Raw genomic sequence first — 15,985 nt, forward strand, 5'->3', positions numbered from 1 at the left:
CTGTGGCCCTGAGCGAGCACGCTCAGGGCCACAGCCTTGTCCTGCTCAGTTCTGCTCGTAGGTGGCGACCAGGGTGGCGCGGGCGAGGGTATGGGAGAACAGGTTGAAACCGAGGAAGGCCGGGCTGGCGTCGGCGGGGATGTCGAGGGAGTCGACGTCGACGGCGTGCACGACGATGAAGTAGCGGTGCGGTCCGTGCCCGGAAGGTGGGGCGGCGCCGACGAAGCCGGCGAAGCCGCCGTCGTTGCGCAATTGCACCGCACCCGTTGGCAGTTCACCGCCCTGGCTGCCCGCACCGGCCGGCAGCGACGTCACCGTGGCGGGGATGTTCGCCACGGCCCAATGCCAGAAACCGGAGGCCGTCGGTGCGTCGGGGTCGAAGACGGTGACGCCGAAGCTCTTGGTTCCGTCGGGGAAACCCGACCACGACAGCTGCGGCGACACATCCTTGCCTCCGGCCCCGAACACGCCGCTGACCTGGTCGTTGCCGAACCTCTGGCCGTCGGCCACATCGTCGGAGGTCACGGTGAAGGACGGGACCTGCGGGAGAGCGTCATAGGGGTTGTAGCTCATTGGCTCCTCATCTCGGATCGGTTCAGCTGTGCAACAGGAAGTGTTCCAGCACCTGGGTGCCGAATTCGAGGGCGTCGACCGGGACCCGTTCGTCGACGCCGTGGAACAGGGCCGCGAAGTCCAGTTCCGGCGGCAGCCGCAGCGGCGCGAAGCCGAAGCAGCGGATCCCCAAGCGGGCGAACGCTTTCGCGTCGGTGCCGCCCGACAGCATGTAGGGCACGGTGCGGCCCTGCGGGTCGTGGGCGAGGATCGCCTCGTTCATGGCGTCGACGAGGTGGCCGTCGAAGGTGGTTTCGTAGGAGTCGAGTTTGGTGATCCACTCCCGTTCCACATCCGGGCCGATGAGTTCGTCGACCTCGCGTTCGAAGGCGGCCTGCCGGCCGGGCACCACCCGACAGTCCACCACCGCCTCCGCCGTCTGCGGGATGACGTTGGCCTTGTAGCCGGCGTCGAGCATCGTCGGATTGGCGGTATCGCGCAGGGTGGCACCGATGATCCGCGCGATCGAGCCCAGTTTGGCCAGGGTGCCTTCGATGTCGGGGCTGTGCGGGTCGAAGTCGAGGCCCGATTCCTGCGACACCGCGGCCAGGAACTCCGCCACCGAATCCGAGATCACCAGCGGGAAGGTGTGGGTGCCCAGGCGTGCGACGGCGCCGGCGAGGATGGTGACGGCATTGTCTTCGTGCAGGAACGAGCCGTGCCCGGCGCGGGCCTTGGCCCGCAACCGCATCCACCCCAAACCTTTTTCCGCGGTCTCCACCAGATACAGCCGCCGCTCCCCGCCGTCGGGGCGCGGCACCGTCAGCGAGAAACCACCCACCTCCCCGACCGCTTCGGTGATGCCGTCGAACAGGTCGGGGCGATTGTCGACCAGCCAGTGCGAGCCCCATTTGCCGCCGTTCTCCTCGTCGGCGAGGAAGGCGAACACCAGATCGCGCGGCGGGACGGTGCCCTCGATCTTGAACTGGCGTGCCACCGCCAGCATCATCCCGACCATGTCCTTCATATCGACCGCACCGCGGCCCCACACATAGCCGTCGCGGACCGCGCCGGAGAACGGATGCACGCTCCAATCCTCGGCGCGGGCGGGCACCACATCCAGGTGCCCGTGCATGAGCAGCGCGCCCCGGGAGGAATCGGCACCGGGCAGGCGGGCGAAGACGTTGCCGCGACCCGGCGCACCGGATTCGACGTATTCGGTGGTGTAGCCGACCTCGCGCAGTTTCTCGGCCACCCATTCGGCGCATTCCTGTTCGCCTTTGGTGGTGGCCAGCTCGCCGGTGTTGGAGGTGTCGAACCGGATCAGCGCACTGACCAGATCCACCACCTCCGACACCGCGCGAGAACGTTGCTGTGAACCCGGTACTCCGCCAGTTGCCGACACGTACCCTTTCCTACCATCCGCGGGCGGGGTTGCCGGTGGTTCGGTCGGTCGCGCGGCGCCCGGGCAGCCGCCGATCCGCTGGTCGGGGCGTTCGGCGGGGTCCGGCGGGTTCGAGTCGCGGTGAGCCGAATCCGGCGTGCCGTCGCTTGTGCGGTCGAGCGCGCGAGGCGGGTGTGCGACGTGGTCGGCGGCGACCGCGTCCGAGCCGGGCATGACACCTGAGCCAATTCCGGTAGCCGCAGGTCGTTCGCCTCGTACGCTGTCCGCACGGAGCCGGCACCGACGGAGCGGAGAGCGGGTGAGCGAGAGTCCGGCCGAGATCAAGCGGCACGGCAAGCACTACACGCCCACCGATCTCGCACGGTTCCTGGCCGAGCGCGTCGTCGACCATCTCGACGACGAACGTACCGAACTGCGGATCCTGGATCCCGCCTGCGGTGATGGCGAGTTACTGTTCGCGGCCTACCGTGCGGTGACCGAACGTCGGCCCGGGATCGCGGTGCGGCTCACCGGCTACGACCTGGACCGCGACGCGCTCGGGGTGGCGCGGGTGCGGGCGGCGCGCCTCGGTATCGCGGTCGACCTGCACGCGGGCGATTTCCTGGACGCACGAACCGAACTCGATACCGCCGGTTTCGACGCCGTGATCACCAATCCGCCGTATGTGCGGGTCCAGCAACTCGGGCAGGTGACCGCCCGACTACTGGCCGCCCGGTTCGGACTGCGTGGCCGCATCGATCTCACCCACCCGTTCGTGGTGTTGCTGCCCGCGCTGCTGCGCCCGGACGGGGTGGTCGGGCTGCTGTGTTCGAACCGGTTCCTCACCACCCGGGCGGGCGCCAATGTGCGGGCGGTATTGCAGCAGTCGTTGCAACCGCTCGAGCTCTACGACCTCGGTGACACCAAACTGTTCACCGCCGCGGTGCTGCCCGCGATCGTCATCGCCCGCAACCGGGCACCCGATGGGGCGTCCCGGTGCGTCTACACCTCCGCCTACCAGGACATGCGCGCCGTGCCGAACAGTGCGATCGGCTTGTACGAGGCGCTGACCGCCGGTGCTGACACCGTCATCGACCACGGTGGGCGCACCATCGCCATCAGGTCCGGGCATCTCGCATCGGCCGTTGACGCGCACCTGCCCTGGCGACGCTCGCATGCCGCAGGCGATGCGTGGTTGCAGCGGGTGCAGGCCGGCACCTGGCGCCGATTCGGTGAGGTAGCGCGCATCCGGGTGGGCATCAAGACCACCGCGGACCCGGTGTTCATCTCCGACGCTTGGCACGAACGCAGTCCGCGCCCGGAGCAGTCGCTGTTGCGTCCGCTGCTCACCCAGCACGATGTGCTCGCGTGGCGGGTCTCGCCCGCACCGGCGAGCCGGGTGCTGTATCCGTACGTGCTCGACCACGCCAGACGGACGGTGGTGGATCTGGCCGACTACCCGGATACCCGCGCCTATCTGGAGGCGCATGCCGACCGGTTGCGCAGCCGCCGCTACGTCGCCGAGGGCGGGCGCGAATGGTATGAGATCTGGGTGCCGCAACAGCCTGCGCGGTGGGCGGCACCCAAGATCGTGTTCCCCGATATCAGTGCCACCGCGCGTTTCGCGCTCGACCGGTCCGGGGCGATCGTCAACGGCAACTGCTACTGGATGTCGGTGCCCGATATCGGGGGCGACGAGCTGGCCTATCTGATGCTGGCCGTCGCCAATTCGCGGCTGGGCCTGCGCTTCTATGACGAAGTGTGCGGTAACCGGCTCTATTCCGGGCGCCGCCGCTGGATGACGCAGTACGTGGCCCGATTGCCGCTGCCCGCCCCGGAATGCGCGGCGGCCCGCGAGATCATCGCCCTGGTCGCCGATGTCCTCGCCGCCGGCGCGGTCCCCTCCGCGCAGCAGTGCGCGGCGATCGATGAGTTGCTCGACGCCGCGTTCGGTCTGTAGGCCGCTGCCGTCTCATCCAGTGGGAGCATCACCGACCGCGGGACGCCGTGGCGGGCGGTGGTGCGATGATGGCGGCGTGACTGCGTGGCTGCCCCTCATCAGTTCGGTTGTTGTCGTCGTTGCGCTGTCGTTGACGATCCTGGCGACCCACCGCTCGCATCGGCGCGCGATCATCGCCGCCGACGAGCGCGCGGCTGCGGCGGTGGAGGCGGCGCAACGCACCACCGAGGCCACCCACGGCGCTGCCGCGAGCCGCGATCATGACCGGTGGCGGCGGGAAAAGGTGCTCGACGCAGTCTCCGACATCCTCGCCATCTCCGAGGAGGTCACCGATCAGCTGGATCGGCGCGCGGAGTGGAGCGCCGAGACCGTCGACGACGCCGAGGCCCAGATCCTGCACACCTTGGACCGGCTTCCCGTGCTGTTCAACGTGATTCGCCTGCTCGCCGATGACGCTCTGCTCGAAGAATGCGACCGGCTCGGCCAGGCCCTGCACTCGGTGACCAAGGCCGCCGCGGCGACGGTGGCGCGGGAGCCGATCGGCTTCGACGAACACAAGAAGCTGATCGAGCACTACATCGCCAGCTACCGCGCGATCGCGGCCATCGAGTTCGACCTCGTGGCCGCGGCCCGATCCGAACTCGGCGCCACCGCCTTGGTGCGCGTGGGGTAACCCACACACCGATCACGCCTCCCGAGCGATCAACCCGCGCCGCACCGATCCGCGGCCAGCACTGCCGCCGCGCCTTCGCGCAGGCCCTCGACGAGATATCGGGGAACCTCCAGCGGCGGGAAATTCCCGCCGTTCTCGGGGTGAGTGCCGGCGGACGACACGCCGTGCCGCTGCTGCGCCCCGGGGCGTGGAGTCTTCTCGATATCGCCGGGGTGCATGGTGATTCGGGCGAATGCTGTAGCCGCGGGGCGCTGGTTCGCGCCCACCGGCCGTCTTCGTTGTCCGGCGGTGGGCGCGCCGGTGCGCTACTGGGCGCGGTCGAACAGCTCGCGCGCCTGCTCGATGGCAGCATGTAAACGCTGCGGCTGCGGCACCAGCTCCGCGATGATGTCGTCGACACCGCGCAGCCCGGCGCGGTTCAGCATCCGCTTCTCGTTGACCACCCAGGTGCCGCGGGCCGCGAGCACCGCGTGCGCGGTCTGCACCGCCGCTGTCGCCAGCGCCCCTGCCACTTCGGTGCGGTGTCCGCGTGCGGCATAGGCGTTGTCGGCGTAGGTGAGGGTGAGCGCGGCGCGTTCGCGCCACACCGGCGGCGCGGATTCGCGCAGGGCCCGCGGGTAGTCCGGGCGCGGCAGCGCACCGTGCAGCACGCTGTTGATCGCGAGTTCGGCGACCAGCAGATAGCTGGGGATGCCCGCCAAATGGAACATCAATGGTTCCCAATGGAATCGGCCCGCCTCGGCCTCGGTGAGTTCGCGGTCGACGGCGGCCAGGTCGCGGTAGTGGATGTCGACGCGGCGGCCGTCGACGGTGAGCCACGCGCCGCCGTTGAACACCCCGCCGCCCCACGCACCGAGGTCGAACACCTCGCCGGGCCAGCCGATGGCGCGCAGGTCGGCGGGGTCGAAGCCGTGGCGGTAGTAGACGGCAAGGTCCCAGTCGCTGTCGGGAGTGTGGGTGCCTTCGGCGCGGGATCCGCCGAGGGTGACCGCCTCGACGCCGGGCAGCGCGGCGAGGCGGTCGGTGAGGTGGGCGAGAAACTGCTCGTCGGTCATGGCTGTCCTCTGGATCGGAGCGATGAAAGAACCTGCGGGCAGCACCATCCATCGCGCCCGGGTATCCGGGCCGCGATCAGGGGGGCCGCGCTGTCATCACTCCACGACCGGCGATGGTACCGAGCACCAGCGCGATGTGCGCGGCATTATCCGCGGCGCCGATCCCTGTCGCGGCGCCGGTCGATGACCTGACTCCAGGCGCTCGCGTGATCGAGGCGCTCGGCGACGCCGTCGCCGGTCCTAGGAGGCGACGTGGATCTTGTCCGCCCCGATTCGCGCGATCCGCTCGCGCCCCCACTCCCCCAGCGGGCCGAGCGCGGCGTTGAGGGCGGCGCCGAGTTCGGTGAGCCGGTATTCCACGCGCGGTGGCACCTCGGCGTAGACGGTGCGGTCGACGATCTCGTCTTCTTCGAGTTCGCGGAGTTGCTGGATGAGCATCTTCTCCGAAATACCGGGAAGGCCGCGGCGCAGTTCGCCGAAGCGGCGCATGCCGTGGTTGTGCAGCTCCCACAGGATCAGCGATTTCCATTTGCCGCCGACGACGTCCATGGCCGCGTCGATGCCGCAGAAGTATGGTCCGGATCTCTTCGCACCCATTGCCGACCTCGCTACCTGTTCACACACGGTGTGGTAAGTACCCGACCAAATAGTAGGTACTTGTCGGGTCTTCCGGTACACCGCAGTGTTGGGGCATGCGGCGCGCATCGGCGCGCTACCGAACCCAGGAGATGTCTTCCATGCCCGACACCACCCCCGCACCGGTCACCGTCCTCGGCCTCGGCGCCATGGGCCGAGCCTTCGCCGCCACGTTGCTCAAAGGTGGCCGGTCCGTGACGGTCTGGAACCGCACGCCCGGCAAGGACGGCGAGCTCGTCGCCGCCGGTGCGAGCAGTGCCGCCGCGCTCACCGACGCGGTTGCCGCGAGTCCGGTGATCATCGTGCTGCTGCTCGACCACGCCTCGGTGCACACCACCCTCGACCCGGTGGCCGAACAGCTGTCCGGTCGCGCGGTGATCAATCTGACCAGCACGACGCCCGAGGAGTCGCGGGCGTCGGCCGAGTGGGCCGCCGCCCGCGGCATCGACTACCTCGACGGCGGCATCATGGCCGTCCCGCCGATGATCGGGCAGCCCGGCGCGTCCATCCTCTACAGCGGCGCACAGACGGTCTTCGACGAGCACCGCGCGATGCTGGAACTGCTGGCCTCGGCCGAATACTTCGGTACCGACGCCGGGCTGGCCTCGACCCTGGACTTCGCGCTGCTGGCGGCGATGTACGGGATGTTCGGCGGCTTCTTCAACGGTGTGGCGATGACGCGCTCGGTCGGTGTGTCGGCCCAGGCCTACGCCGAACGCGCGGCCGCGTGGGTGGCGGCGATGGCGCAGCTGCTGCCCGACTACGGAAAACTCATCGACACCGGCGATTACCGCGATGGCGTGCAGGGCATCGCATTCCACAAGTCCGCCATCGACGCGATCGTGCGTGCCACCCGCGATGCCGGCGCCGCCCCCGATTTCCTGGCGCCGATGCAGCATCTGCTCGACCGTCAGATCGCCGAGGGCAATGGCGCACTGGCCTTCGAGCGCACGGTCGAAGAAATCGCCTGACCCCGGCCCCGGGCGACGGGCCCGCGCGGCGGCCGTTGGCGGCTGACCGGGACGTGTGGTCCGGGCCTCACCGCCGGTGCGGTTAGCGTGTGAGGTTCGGCCGGTCGTATCCGGCGGTGACCGGAGGGTCCGGCCGAGCAGGCAACGACGACGACAAGGAGTCCGCGGGTGGCTGTCCTGGACGCGAAGCTGAGCGACATCTACGACGAGGTGTTGCGCCGCAACCCCGGCGAAACCGAGTTCCATCAGGCTGTGCACGAGGTACTCGACAGCCTCGGCCCCGTGGTCGCCAAGCATCCGCACTATGCCGACGCCGCGGTGATCCGCCGGCTGTGTGAACCCGAACGCCAGATCATCTTCCGGGTGCCGTGGGTCGACGATTCCGGCGCGGTACAGATCAACCGCGGGTTCCGGGTCGAGTTCAACTCCGCGCTCGGCCCCTACAAGGGCGGGTTGCGGTTTCATCCGTCGGTGTATCTGGGGATCGTGAAGTTCCTCGGCTTCGAGCAGATCTTCAAGAACTCGCTGACGGGGCTGCCCATCGGCGGCGGTAAGGGCGGTTCGGATTTCGACCCGAAGGGCCGTTCCGAGGGCGAGGTGATGCGGTTCTGTCAGGCGTTCATGACCGAGCTGTACCGCCACCTCGGTGAGCACACCGACGTCCCCGCCGGCGACACCGGCGTTGGTGGTCGCGAAATCGGTTACCTGTTCGGCCAATACAAGCGCATCACCAACCGCTACGAGTCCGGTGTGCTCACCGGAAAAGGCTTGACCTGGGGCGGATCCCAGGTCCGGCGGGAAGCCACCGGGTACGGCGCGGTGTTCTTCGTCAACGAGATCCTGGCCGCGGCCGGCCGTTCGCTGGAGGGGCAGCGGGTGGTGGTGTCGGGATCGGGCAATGTCGCGATCTATGCCATCGAGAAGATCCACGAACTGGGCGGCATCGTGGTGGCGTGCTCGGATTCGAGTGGCTATGTCGTCGACGAGCACGGCATCGACTTGGAGTTGCTCAAGGAGATCAAGGAGGTACGCCGGGCCAGGATCGCCGATTACGCCGAGGCCAGGCCGGGTGCGGCGCGTTTCGTGGCCGGCGGCTCGCTGTGGGAGGTGCCCTGCGATATCGCGTTGCCGTGCGCCACCCAGAACGAACTCGACGGTGTCGCCGCGGGCAAGCTCATCGCCAACGGCTGCCATATCGTCGCCGAGGGCGCCAATATGCCGTGCACGCCGGAGGCGGTGAAACTGTTCGGCGCGGCCGGGGTGACCTTCGCGCCGGGGAAAGCCGCGAACGCGGGCGGGGTGGCCACCAGTGCGCTGGAGATGCAGCAGAACGCCTCGCGCGATTCCTGGAGTTTCGAACACACCGAGCAGCGGTTGGCCGAGATCATGCGCGGCATCCATGACCGCTGCCTGGCCACCGCCGACGAATACGGCATGCCGGGCAACTATGTGGCCGGTGCGAATATCGGCGGTTTCATCCAGGTCGCCGATGCGATGCTGGCGCTCGGGGTGATCTGAGCGCCGTCTCGGCCGCGGGCGCCAAGGGCTCGGCGGTGGGTCCGTACCCTGGGTGCATGCCCGATCACACCGCCGGGCGGGCCGAGATCGAGCGGCTCGCGCAGATGATCACCGGGCGCCGGGTCGCGGTGCTGACCGGGGCCGGGATGTCCACCGACAGCGGGATCCCGGACTACCGCGGCCCCGGCTCCCCGCCCCGCACCCCGATGACCTTCCAGCAGTTCATCGGCGACGCCGCGTTCCGGCAACGGTATTGGGCGCGCAATCATGTGGGCTGGCGGCGCATGGACGCCGCGCGCCCCAACCCCGGCCATCGCGCGCTGGCCCGGCTCGAACGCCTCGGTGTGGTGAGCGGGTTGATCACCCAGAACGTCGACCTGCTGCACACCAAGGCCGGCCATCGCCGGGTGATCGACCTGCACGGCACCTACGCGCGGGTGCGCTGCCTGAGCTGTGATCATCTGGTGTCGCGGATGTCGCTGGCGGATCGGCTCGAGGCCGCCAATCCGGGGTTCGCCGACGCCGCCGACGCCACCGGTGTGGAGGTGGCGCCCGACGCCGACGCGGTGATCGCCGATACCGCCGCGTTCCGCATGGTGGATTGTGTGCGATGCGGCGGCATCCTCAAACCCGACATCGTCTATTTCGGGGAGAACGTGCCCAAGCAGCGGGTGCGCGCGGCCTATGACGTGGTCGACGACGCCGAGGTGCTGCTGGTGGCCGGTTCGTCGCTGACGGTGATGTCGGGGCTGCGGTTCGTGCGCCACGCCGCGAAATCGGGGACGCCGGTGATCATCGTCAATCGTGGGCGCACCCGCGGCGACGAACTGGCCACCCACACCGTCGATGCCGGATGTTCGCCGACGCTGAGCGCGCTGGCCGACCACCTCGCGGCGCGGGTCGCGGTGGCCTGAGCGGCTGCGTCACCGGCCGGTGAGCGGGTACGCCCCGGGTATGACGTTGTTGGTGGGCACCTCCGGGTGGCAGTACCGCGACTGGCGCGGGGTGCTGTATCCGCAGGGGGTGCCGCAACGGCTGTGGCTCGAGCAGTACGCGCGGTCCTTCGCCACCGTCGAGCTCAACAATGCGTTCTACCGGCTACCCAGCGCCGAGACCTTCGCCTCCTGGCGGGTACGCACTCCGGCGGGGTTCCGGATCGCGGTCAAGGCCAGCCGGTTCCTCACCCACATCAAACGGCTGCGCGAGCCCGAGGAACCGGTGGCGCGGCTGATGGGCCGGGCCGCGAGCCTGGGTGAGCGCCTCGGACCGATCCTGCTGCAACTGCCGCCGACCTTGCGCGCCGATCCCACGCTGCTGGAGGCGTGTCTGCGGTGTTTTCCGGATGGCACGCGGGTGGCGGTCGAACCGCGCCACGAGTCCTGGTGGACCGAGGAGACCAGGCAGGTCCTCGAACGTCAGGGCGCGGCGCTGTGCTGGGCGGATGCGGGCGAGCAGGCGGTCACACCGCTGTGGCGCACCACCGATTGGGGCTATCTGCGCCTGCACCACGGCACCGCCGAGCCATGGCCGCGCTATCACCCCGGCACCCTGGCCGAGTGGGCGCGCCGCCTCACCGAGACCTGGCCGCGGGCGGCTGAGGTGGAGGTGTATTTCAACAACGACCCGGGCGGTGCGGCGATCTACGACGCAACCGTTTTCGCGCGTTCGGCGGCCGCGCTGGGCGCCGAGGTCACCCGCACACCGGATATCCGGCCCGCGACCGCACCACCTGCCGTCGGCGGGGCGTGACCGCAACGCTTCAACCGGGGTGGTCGGCCGACCGGGCTGAACGCGCGCAGACACAGCCGACCGACAGATGCAGCCGACGTCTCGTCCCGGTGCCGCCGACGCCCGGCCGGGCTGCACCGTCCCCCGGTCGGGCGTGCAGCGGGTCGTCAGTCTTCGGTAGGGAAGAACGACTCTCCGTCCTCGGGGGCGCCGTCGATTTGTCCGCGGTGTTCGCCGAAGGTTTCGTCGCTGTCGTCGGCGGGCAGCTGGTCGATGTCGTCGCCTTCGTCGATGGTGCCGGGTTGCCCGGCGGTGGGTTCGCCCGGCTCGGTGGCGCCCAGGTCGGGTTCTTCTTCGGCCAGCCGTTGTCCGAGTGATTCGCCGGCGCGCTGTTCGGCGGGTGTCATGCCGAACTTGTCGGCGCCGGTCCAGTCCTCGGGCGGGTCGACCACGATGTCACCGTCGTCGTTGCGCACCTCGTCGGAGTCGAGGCTCTCGGTGGGGCCCAAGGTGTCGCCTGGTCCGGTTTCTGTAGCCATATGCGCCGGATGCCCGGACACCGGCCGGGCAAACAGCTCACCCGTGCGGGGCGATCTCGGTCTCGTCGGGCGACAGGCATGCTGTCGGCGGCGGCGCCCGGACGCACGACGACAGCAGCGGGTACGCCGGTGAGCGCGCGGATCGGGCAGCTTTACTCGCTCGGCGAGCAACCGCACCCGTGGTGCGCGGTCGGCGGCGACGAGCGTGCTCAGCTCGATGGCGGCCGGCGTCCGGTATCGGTGCGCGGCAGTAGGTCGAAGGCGGTGTCGACCACGACGTCGCCGAGCCCGGCGGCACGCAGATTTCCGCGTATGCGGTCCAGGTCGAGCGCGGGCAGCGGTGGAACGTGCGAGGCCGGGCCTGAATCGAGTTCGGGTTCGGGTTCGTCGTCGCCGACGCGCACGGTGACGGGGTAACCCGGATAGTGTTCGCCGATGAACGCTCGATAGGCGGCGGCGTCGACCGGATCCCAGCGGTCGACGCCGGCGTGGCAGTCGAGTGCGAAAGTGCCGTCTTCGAATCCCCGCACGATCGTGAACAGCCAGGCTTCCAGCCCGGGATGGGTGATAGAGCGGTATTCGCTGTCGTGGCTGAACTCGACGATCTGGCCGGCAACGCCATCGAAGGCGCCGGCGAGATCGACGCAGACGCAATCGCCCCAGCCGTTGTCCAGGAACGGGATCCAGTCCGGGCCCCACCACTCGGCCATGTCGTCGTTGTCGACCAACCACGCCATATCTGCCAGGGTGGACTCGATACTGTCGGTGGACATCAGCGACCACGTACCCAGCAGTGCGCCGCGATGGTCGGCGCCTTCACCGTCGTGCCAGCCGAGGAGTTCACGCAGCAGCGGCGGGAACCGGCCCTCGAACCGGGCGGCGAGGGCATCGATGGCGTCCGCGGACGCGCCGGGCCGCAACCCGGCTCGATAGGCGGGGCGGTTGAGCATGAGCCATCGGTCGAGTCGGGTGAGCAGCGGATGCATGACGCCGAAACTACCGGCGCACTGCGTGATTCGCGCATCGCGCCTGCCTCCGGGCTGTGAGTTGTCAGCTGTCGGCGCGGAGCAGGGCGGCGATCTCGGCCTGTCCGCGCGCGAGCGCGTTGTCGAGGGCGGTGTTGCCGTCGCTGTCCCGGATGTTCGGATCGGCGCCCGCGGCGAGCAGATCGGTGACGACCTGCTGGTAGCGGGTGCTGCCGTCGCCGTAGACGATCGCTTCCTGTAGCGCGGTCCAGCCCGGGGTGTTGACGTGGTTCACCGCCACGCCGGCCTCGATGAGCCTGCGCACCGTGGTGACCGAACCGTGTTCGGCGGCCGGGATGAGCGCCGTGCCGCCGTAGCGGTTGACGCTGGTCAGGTCGGCGCCATGAGCGAGGGTGAGGTCGAGGATGGAGTCGATTCCTTCGGCGCCGGCATACAGGTAGGCCGAATCCTGCAGGGCGTCCACGGCGTTCACGTCGGCCCCGGCCTCGATGAGTGCGCGGGCGGCGTCGGTGGCACGGTTCTTGGTGGCCTCGATCAGGGGCGTGCGCTCGTGTGGTCCGCGGGCTTCGATATCGGCGCCGCGGGCCAGCAGCTCGCGCACTCGGGCCGCGGCATCGGCGGCGGCCGCGGCGAACAGATCGTCGTCGAGGGCCGGGTCGTGCGGCGGGGTCGCCGGGGCGGTGCCCGGGTTCGGTTCGATCGAGGCCGGTGCGCCGGCGGATGCGGGCACGGGAGTCGAGACCGAGGTCTGCGTGGGCGCCGGGTCAGCGGTGCACGCCACGGTAGCCGTCAGGATCGCCGCCGACGCCGCGAGGGTGACGCTCGCCGGCAGCGAACGTCGTCTGCTCGAATGGTTGCGGGTCATCGCCGACTCCTCAGATTTGGTATACCAACGATGGTCGACTCGTTGCGGGAGTTTGTCCAGATGAAGACCGGAACTGTGGTTACCGACACCAAGGAGGCGACTTGTTGGTATACCAGAGTTGGTATCGTGGGGATATGAGCCAATCAGGCGAGGGCTACCAGATCACCGATCAGGACCGGCAGCATCTGCGCCGATGCGTCGACCTGGCCCGTACCGCGCTCCAGGACGGTGACGAGCCGTTCGGGTCGATCCTGGTCGACGCCGAGGGCGCGATCCGGTTCGAAGCCCGCAACCGCATCGTCACCGGGGAACCGACCCAGCATCCGGAGTTCGAGATCGCCCGCTGGGCCGGGATCCACCTGCCGCCCGAACAGCGCGCGAGCGCCGTCATCTACACCTCCGGCGAACACTGCCCGATGTGCAGTGCCGCGCACGCCTGGGCCGGTCTCGGTCGCATCGTGTACGCGGTCGGCTCCGAACAGCTCGGCCGCTGGCAGCGCGAATGGGGTCTGCCACCCGGGCCGGTGGCCGCGCTCCCCATCACCGCCGTCGCGCCGACGGTGCCGGTCGCGGGGCCGGAACCCGGCCTCGAAGCCGAGATCAAGGAGCTGCACCAGCACATGGCCGCACGGCTGCGCGGCTGACCGCGGTCGCGCGGGCCGGTGTCAGTCCGCGCCGTCGCGGATATCGGCGGCGTCGCGTTGCGCGGCGAGGGCGCGGCTGGTGTCGATGTGGGCGGCGGCCAACGCCTCGACGCGGGCCAGATCACGGTTGGCGATGGCGTCGAAGAGCTGCTGGTGTTCGCGGGCCACGGTGGTCAGATCGTCGTGGCGGCCCAGCAGCCAGCGCATCCGGCTGCGCAGCCCGGCCTGCAGTTCGCCGAGCAGTTCGTTGCCCGTGAGCCGGATGACGGTTTCGTGGAAATCGGCGGCCGCCCGGCGCGCGGTGACGGCATCACCGGCGCGGGCGGCATCCCATTCGGCGTCGAGATCGCGGCGCAGTTCGTCGAGCCCGGCGCGGGTGGCGCGTTGCGCGGCGAGCCGGAAGGCCAGCACTTCGAACGCCGAGCGCACTTCGATCAAGTCGGCGATATCGGTGGCGCTGAACTGGCGCACCACGGCCCAACTGCGCGGGCGCGCCGTCACCAATCCCTCTGTCACCAGCGCTTTGAGTGCTTCCCGCACGGGCAGCCGGGAGACACCGAGTTCGGCCGCGAGTTCGCGTTCGACCAACTTGGATCCTGGTGCCCGCACACCGTCGAGGATCTGATCCCGCAGGATCCGGGTGACCCGTTCGGATTCGGAGGCGAACCCAGCCGACGCACTCATCACCGCATTCTCGCATCCCCTCGCCCACATTTGGTATCCCACCTGCGTCGGGGGTGGGTCAACGCCCGGGACGTCCCAGCTGCTGCAGGCGGGCTTCGTCGAAGTCGAGCATGTACTGGCAGCGGGCCAGCGCCTTGGCGCCGAAACGTTCGCCGTCACGGGCGCGCAGCAGCGCCGTCCGCTGCGCACCCAGTACCCGCAGCCGCAGCTGCCGGTACTGTTCGCGCGGGTCGGGACCGTCGGCAGGCAGATCCGCCTGCGCGGCCGAGCCCTTCCGGACGGTGTCGTCGCGAACCATTCCCACCAGTGCGTCCGGGAATGGGTTGCCGTCGTCGTCGGCGAGACCGGGAGTGTCGAGGACGTGTTCGGCGGCCTCGGACAGCAGCGTCCGCAACTCGGCGAAGTCGTCGCGCAACCGCACCGGATCGTCGCCGGGTACGCGGACGAGGCGGATCACCGCGGGCAGGCTCAGGCCCTGCACCAGCAGCGTGGTGGTCGCGACGACGAACGCGATCAGCACCAGCTCCGACCGCATCGGGGTCTGCGCGGGCAGGGTTTGCGCCGCCGCGACGGTGACCGCGCCACGCATCCCGGACCAGGCCAGGACCGCTCCGCCGCGGGCACCGACGGTTTCGGTGAGCCGGAAGTCGACCGTGGCCGAGACCTTGCCGAAGCGGCGCAGCATCATCTGCAGGCGTTTGCTCTCCGGCGGCAGGCCGGTGTCGGCGATGCGCGCGCTGATCTGCTCGAGGCGCGGTTTGACTTCGGCGGCGCGGCGCTGGTCCAGCCGGAGAAAGGCCACCAGCGGCATGATGAACACCGCGCGGATCACCATCACCACCAGCGCGGCCAGCAGCCCGATACCGAAAGCTTGCGCGGCGCTGAGCTGTTCGCCGCGCACATCGTCGATCAGGCCGGACAGGCTCAGGCCCATGAGCAGAAAGATCGCACTTTCCAGCAGGAAGGCGACGGTGCGCCAGTTGGTGGCGTCGACGAGGCGGTCCTGGGCGCTGAGACGGCGTGGGCTCAGGTGCCCGCTGACCAACCCGGCAACGACGACGGCGAGCACGCCCGAGCCATGGAATTCCTCGGCCGGCAGATAGGCCAGAAACGGGATCACGAACGACACCGCCGTGGTGGCCACCGGATCGTCGAGCATGGCCCGCGCCCGCACCCCGAGCCAACCGACCAGCAGTCCGGCGATCACCGCGACCACGACCGCGAGGACGAAATCGCCGAGCACCTGCCACAGCGACACCGTCGCCGCCAGCGCGGCCACCGCCGAGCGCAGCAGCACCAGTGCGGTCGCGTCGTTGACCAGCCCCTCCCCCTCCAGCATCGTCAGCAACCGCGACGGCAACCCGAGCCGTCGGCCCACCGAGGTCGCCGCGATCGGATCGGTCGGGCTGATCACCGCGCCGAGCGCGAACGCCGCCGGCCAGCCGATATCGGGCAGCAGCTGATGAAACAACCAGCCCGTGCCGAGGGTGGTGACCACGACCAGCAGCACCGCAAGGCCGGTGATGGGTTTGAGGTTGCGGCGAAAATCGACCGCAGGCATGTTCACCGCCGCCGAATACAGCAGCGGCGGCAGCACACCGGACAAGATGAGCTCGGGTTCGACCTGCGGATGCGGAATGCCCGGCACGAAACTGAGCGCGATACCGACCACCGCCAGGCTCAGCGGCGCGGCCACGCCGAGCGTGTCGGAGAACGCCGCGACCACCACGATGGCGATGATGCCGACGACCACGACCAGGGTGATCTCCACGAACCCTCCTCAGCGCTGA

17 protein-coding genes are annotated in these 15,985 nt (G+C 69.5%); 7 read left to right on the forward strand and 10 right to left on the reverse strand.

Translation table 11 applies throughout. The annotated features are described in order from the left end of the window. Positions 1 to 45: 45 nt before the first annotated feature. Both AC5W7N_RS26465 and AC5W7N_RS26470 read right to left on the reverse strand, forming a co-directional pair. The gene (locus AC5W7N_RS26465) at positions 46 to 573 is read right to left on the reverse strand and encodes a YbhB/YbcL family Raf kinase inhibitor-like protein (protein ID WP_495922455.1); all 528 of its coding nucleotides are present in this window, start codon (positions 571 to 573) and stop codon (positions 46 to 48) included. A 22-nt stretch (positions 574 to 595) separates the two neighbouring features. Next, a complete protein-coding gene (locus AC5W7N_RS26470) occupies positions 596 to 1,909 on the reverse strand; it encodes a M20/M25/M40 family metallo-hydrolase (RefSeq protein WP_495922456.1) in 1,314 nt (437 codons plus the stop codon). 346 nt (positions 1,910 to 2,255) lie between these two features. On the opposite strand from AC5W7N_RS26470, the gene AC5W7N_RS26475 reads away from it, so the two are divergent. Next, positions 2,256 to 3,896: an Eco57I restriction-modification methylase domain-containing protein gene (locus AC5W7N_RS26475; protein WP_495922457.1), complete on the forward strand. Its 1,641-nt coding sequence runs from the start codon at positions 2,256 to 2,258 to the stop codon at positions 3,894 to 3,896. 76 nt (positions 3,897 to 3,972) lie between these two features. Then, on the forward strand, positions 3,973 to 4,569 hold the full coding sequence (locus AC5W7N_RS26480) for a hypothetical protein (RefSeq protein WP_495922458.1): 597 nt from the start codon (positions 3,973 to 3,975) through the stop codon (positions 4,567 to 4,569). A 29-nt stretch (positions 4,570 to 4,598) separates the two neighbouring features. Here AC5W7N_RS26480 and AC5W7N_RS26485 read toward each other — a convergent pair whose 3' ends face one another. The 3 genes from AC5W7N_RS26485 to AC5W7N_RS26495 form a co-directional block, all read right to left on the reverse strand. Continuing rightward, positions 4,599 to 4,835 (reverse strand): hypothetical protein, encoded by a 237-nt coding sequence (locus AC5W7N_RS26485; protein ID WP_194991596.1) that lies wholly within the window; start codon positions 4,833 to 4,835, stop codon positions 4,599 to 4,601. Positions 4,836 to 4,874: 39 nt separating this feature from the next. Beyond that, a complete protein-coding gene (locus AC5W7N_RS26490; protein ID WP_495922459.1) occupies positions 4,875 to 5,624 on the reverse strand; it encodes a nucleotidyltransferase domain-containing protein in 750 nt (249 codons plus the stop codon). 240 nt (positions 5,625 to 5,864) lie between these two features. Beyond that, complete coding sequence (locus AC5W7N_RS26495; RefSeq protein WP_163815354.1) at positions 5,865 to 6,221, reverse strand: winged helix-turn-helix transcriptional regulator; 357 nt, start codon at positions 6,219 to 6,221, stop codon at positions 5,865 to 5,867. 140 nt (positions 6,222 to 6,361) lie between these two features. Between AC5W7N_RS26495 and AC5W7N_RS26500 the strand changes: the two genes are divergently transcribed. The 4 genes from AC5W7N_RS26500 (at position 6,362) to AC5W7N_RS26515 (ending at position 10,498) form a co-directional block, all read left to right on the forward strand. Further along, complete coding sequence (locus AC5W7N_RS26500) at positions 6,362 to 7,231, forward strand: NAD(P)-dependent oxidoreductase (RefSeq protein ID WP_194991598.1); 870 nt, start codon at positions 6,362 to 6,364, stop codon at positions 7,229 to 7,231. A 168-nt stretch (positions 7,232 to 7,399) separates the two neighbouring features. Next, positions 7,400 to 8,749, forward strand: a complete 1,350-nt coding sequence (gdhA, locus tag AC5W7N_RS26505; RefSeq protein ID WP_163815350.1) for an NADP-specific glutamate dehydrogenase — start codon at positions 7,400 to 7,402, stop codon at positions 8,747 to 8,749. A gap of 56 nt (positions 8,750 to 8,805) precedes the next feature. Continuing rightward, a complete protein-coding gene (locus tag AC5W7N_RS26510) occupies positions 8,806 to 9,663 on the forward strand; it encodes an NAD-dependent protein deacetylase (protein WP_490725106.1) in 858 nt (285 codons plus the stop codon). 40 nt (positions 9,664 to 9,703) lie between these two features. Beyond that, positions 9,704 to 10,498 (forward strand): DUF72 domain-containing protein, encoded by a 795-nt coding sequence (locus tag AC5W7N_RS26515; RefSeq protein ID WP_495922460.1) that lies wholly within the window; start codon positions 9,704 to 9,706, stop codon positions 10,496 to 10,498. Between the two features lie 146 nt (positions 10,499 to 10,644). Here the strand turns inward: AC5W7N_RS26515 and AC5W7N_RS26520 are convergent, their stop codons facing one another. From AC5W7N_RS26520 to AC5W7N_RS26530, 3 genes are all read right to left on the reverse strand, one after another. Further along, entirely contained in the window at positions 10,645 to 11,016 is a 372-nt protein-coding gene (locus AC5W7N_RS26520; RefSeq protein ID WP_194993018.1) for a hypothetical protein, read from the reverse strand. Positions 11,017 to 11,225: 209 nt separating this feature from the next. Then, entirely contained in the window at positions 11,226 to 12,002 is a 777-nt protein-coding gene (locus tag AC5W7N_RS26525; RefSeq protein WP_495922468.1) for an SMI1/KNR4 family protein, read from the reverse strand. 64 nt (positions 12,003 to 12,066) lie between these two features. Further along, entirely contained in the window at positions 12,067 to 12,867 is an 801-nt protein-coding gene (locus AC5W7N_RS26530; protein ID WP_495922470.1) for an ankyrin repeat domain-containing protein, read from the reverse strand. A gap of 134 nt (positions 12,868 to 13,001) precedes the next feature. On the opposite strand from AC5W7N_RS26530, the gene AC5W7N_RS26535 reads away from it, so the two are divergent. Beyond that, positions 13,002 to 13,511, forward strand: a complete 510-nt coding sequence (locus tag AC5W7N_RS26535) for a nucleoside deaminase (protein WP_490725101.1) — start codon at positions 13,002 to 13,004, stop codon at positions 13,509 to 13,511. Between the two features lie 21 nt (positions 13,512 to 13,532). Here the strand turns inward: AC5W7N_RS26535 and AC5W7N_RS26540 are convergent, their stop codons facing one another. Together AC5W7N_RS26540 and AC5W7N_RS26545 are read right to left on the reverse strand one after the other, a co-directional pair. Next, positions 13,533 to 14,195: a GntR family transcriptional regulator gene (locus AC5W7N_RS26540; protein ID WP_490725100.1), complete on the reverse strand. Its 663-nt coding sequence runs from the start codon at positions 14,193 to 14,195 to the stop codon at positions 13,533 to 13,535. 58 nt (positions 14,196 to 14,253) lie between these two features. Next, positions 14,254 to 15,966, reverse strand: coding sequence for a cation:proton antiporter (locus tag AC5W7N_RS26545; RefSeq protein ID WP_490725099.1), 1,713 nt, complete (start codon positions 15,964 to 15,966; stop codon positions 14,254 to 14,256). Between the last annotated feature and the right edge of the window lie 19 nt (positions 15,967 to 15,985).

This window comes from Nocardia sp. CDC519 (assembly GCF_059509835.1).

Bases quoted from the DNA above. Each gene is read 5' to 3' on its own strand.
- AC5W7N_RS26530 (WP_495922470.1), bottom strand. From the start codon at position 12,867: ATGACCCGCAACCATTCGAGCAGACGACGTTCGCTGCCGGCGAGCGTC.
- AC5W7N_RS26465 (WP_495922455.1), bottom strand. From the start codon at position 573: ATGAGCTACAACCCCTATGACGCTCTCCCGCAGGTCCCGTCCTTCACC.
- AC5W7N_RS26500 (WP_194991598.1), top strand. From the start codon at position 6,362: ATGCCCGACACCACCCCCGCACCGGTCACCGTCCTCGGCCTCGGCGCC.
- AC5W7N_RS26510 (WP_490725106.1), top strand. From the start codon at position 8,806: ATGCCCGATCACACCGCCGGGCGGGCCGAGATCGAGCGGCTCGCGCAG.
- AC5W7N_RS26535 (WP_490725101.1), top strand. From the start codon at position 13,002: ATGAGCCAATCAGGCGAGGGCTACCAGATCACCGATCAGGACCGGCAG.
- AC5W7N_RS26490 (WP_495922459.1), bottom strand. From the start codon at position 5,624: ATGACCGACGAGCAGTTTCTCGCCCACCTCACCGACCGCCTCGCCGCG.
- AC5W7N_RS26520 (WP_194993018.1), bottom strand. From the start codon at position 11,016: ATGGCTACAGAAACCGGACCAGGCGACACCTTGGGCCCCACCGAGAGC.
- AC5W7N_RS26525 (WP_495922468.1), bottom strand. From the start codon at position 12,002: ATGCATCCGCTGCTCACCCGACTCGACCGATGGCTCATGCTCAACCGC.
- AC5W7N_RS26540 (WP_490725100.1), bottom strand. From the start codon at position 14,195: ATGAGTGCGTCGGCTGGGTTCGCCTCCGAATCCGAACGGGTCACCCGG.
- AC5W7N_RS26495 (WP_163815354.1), bottom strand. From the start codon at position 6,221: ATGGGTGCGAAGAGATCCGGACCATACTTCTGCGGCATCGACGCGGCC.
- AC5W7N_RS26515 (WP_495922460.1), top strand. From the start codon at position 9,704: ATGACGTTGTTGGTGGGCACCTCCGGGTGGCAGTACCGCGACTGGCGC.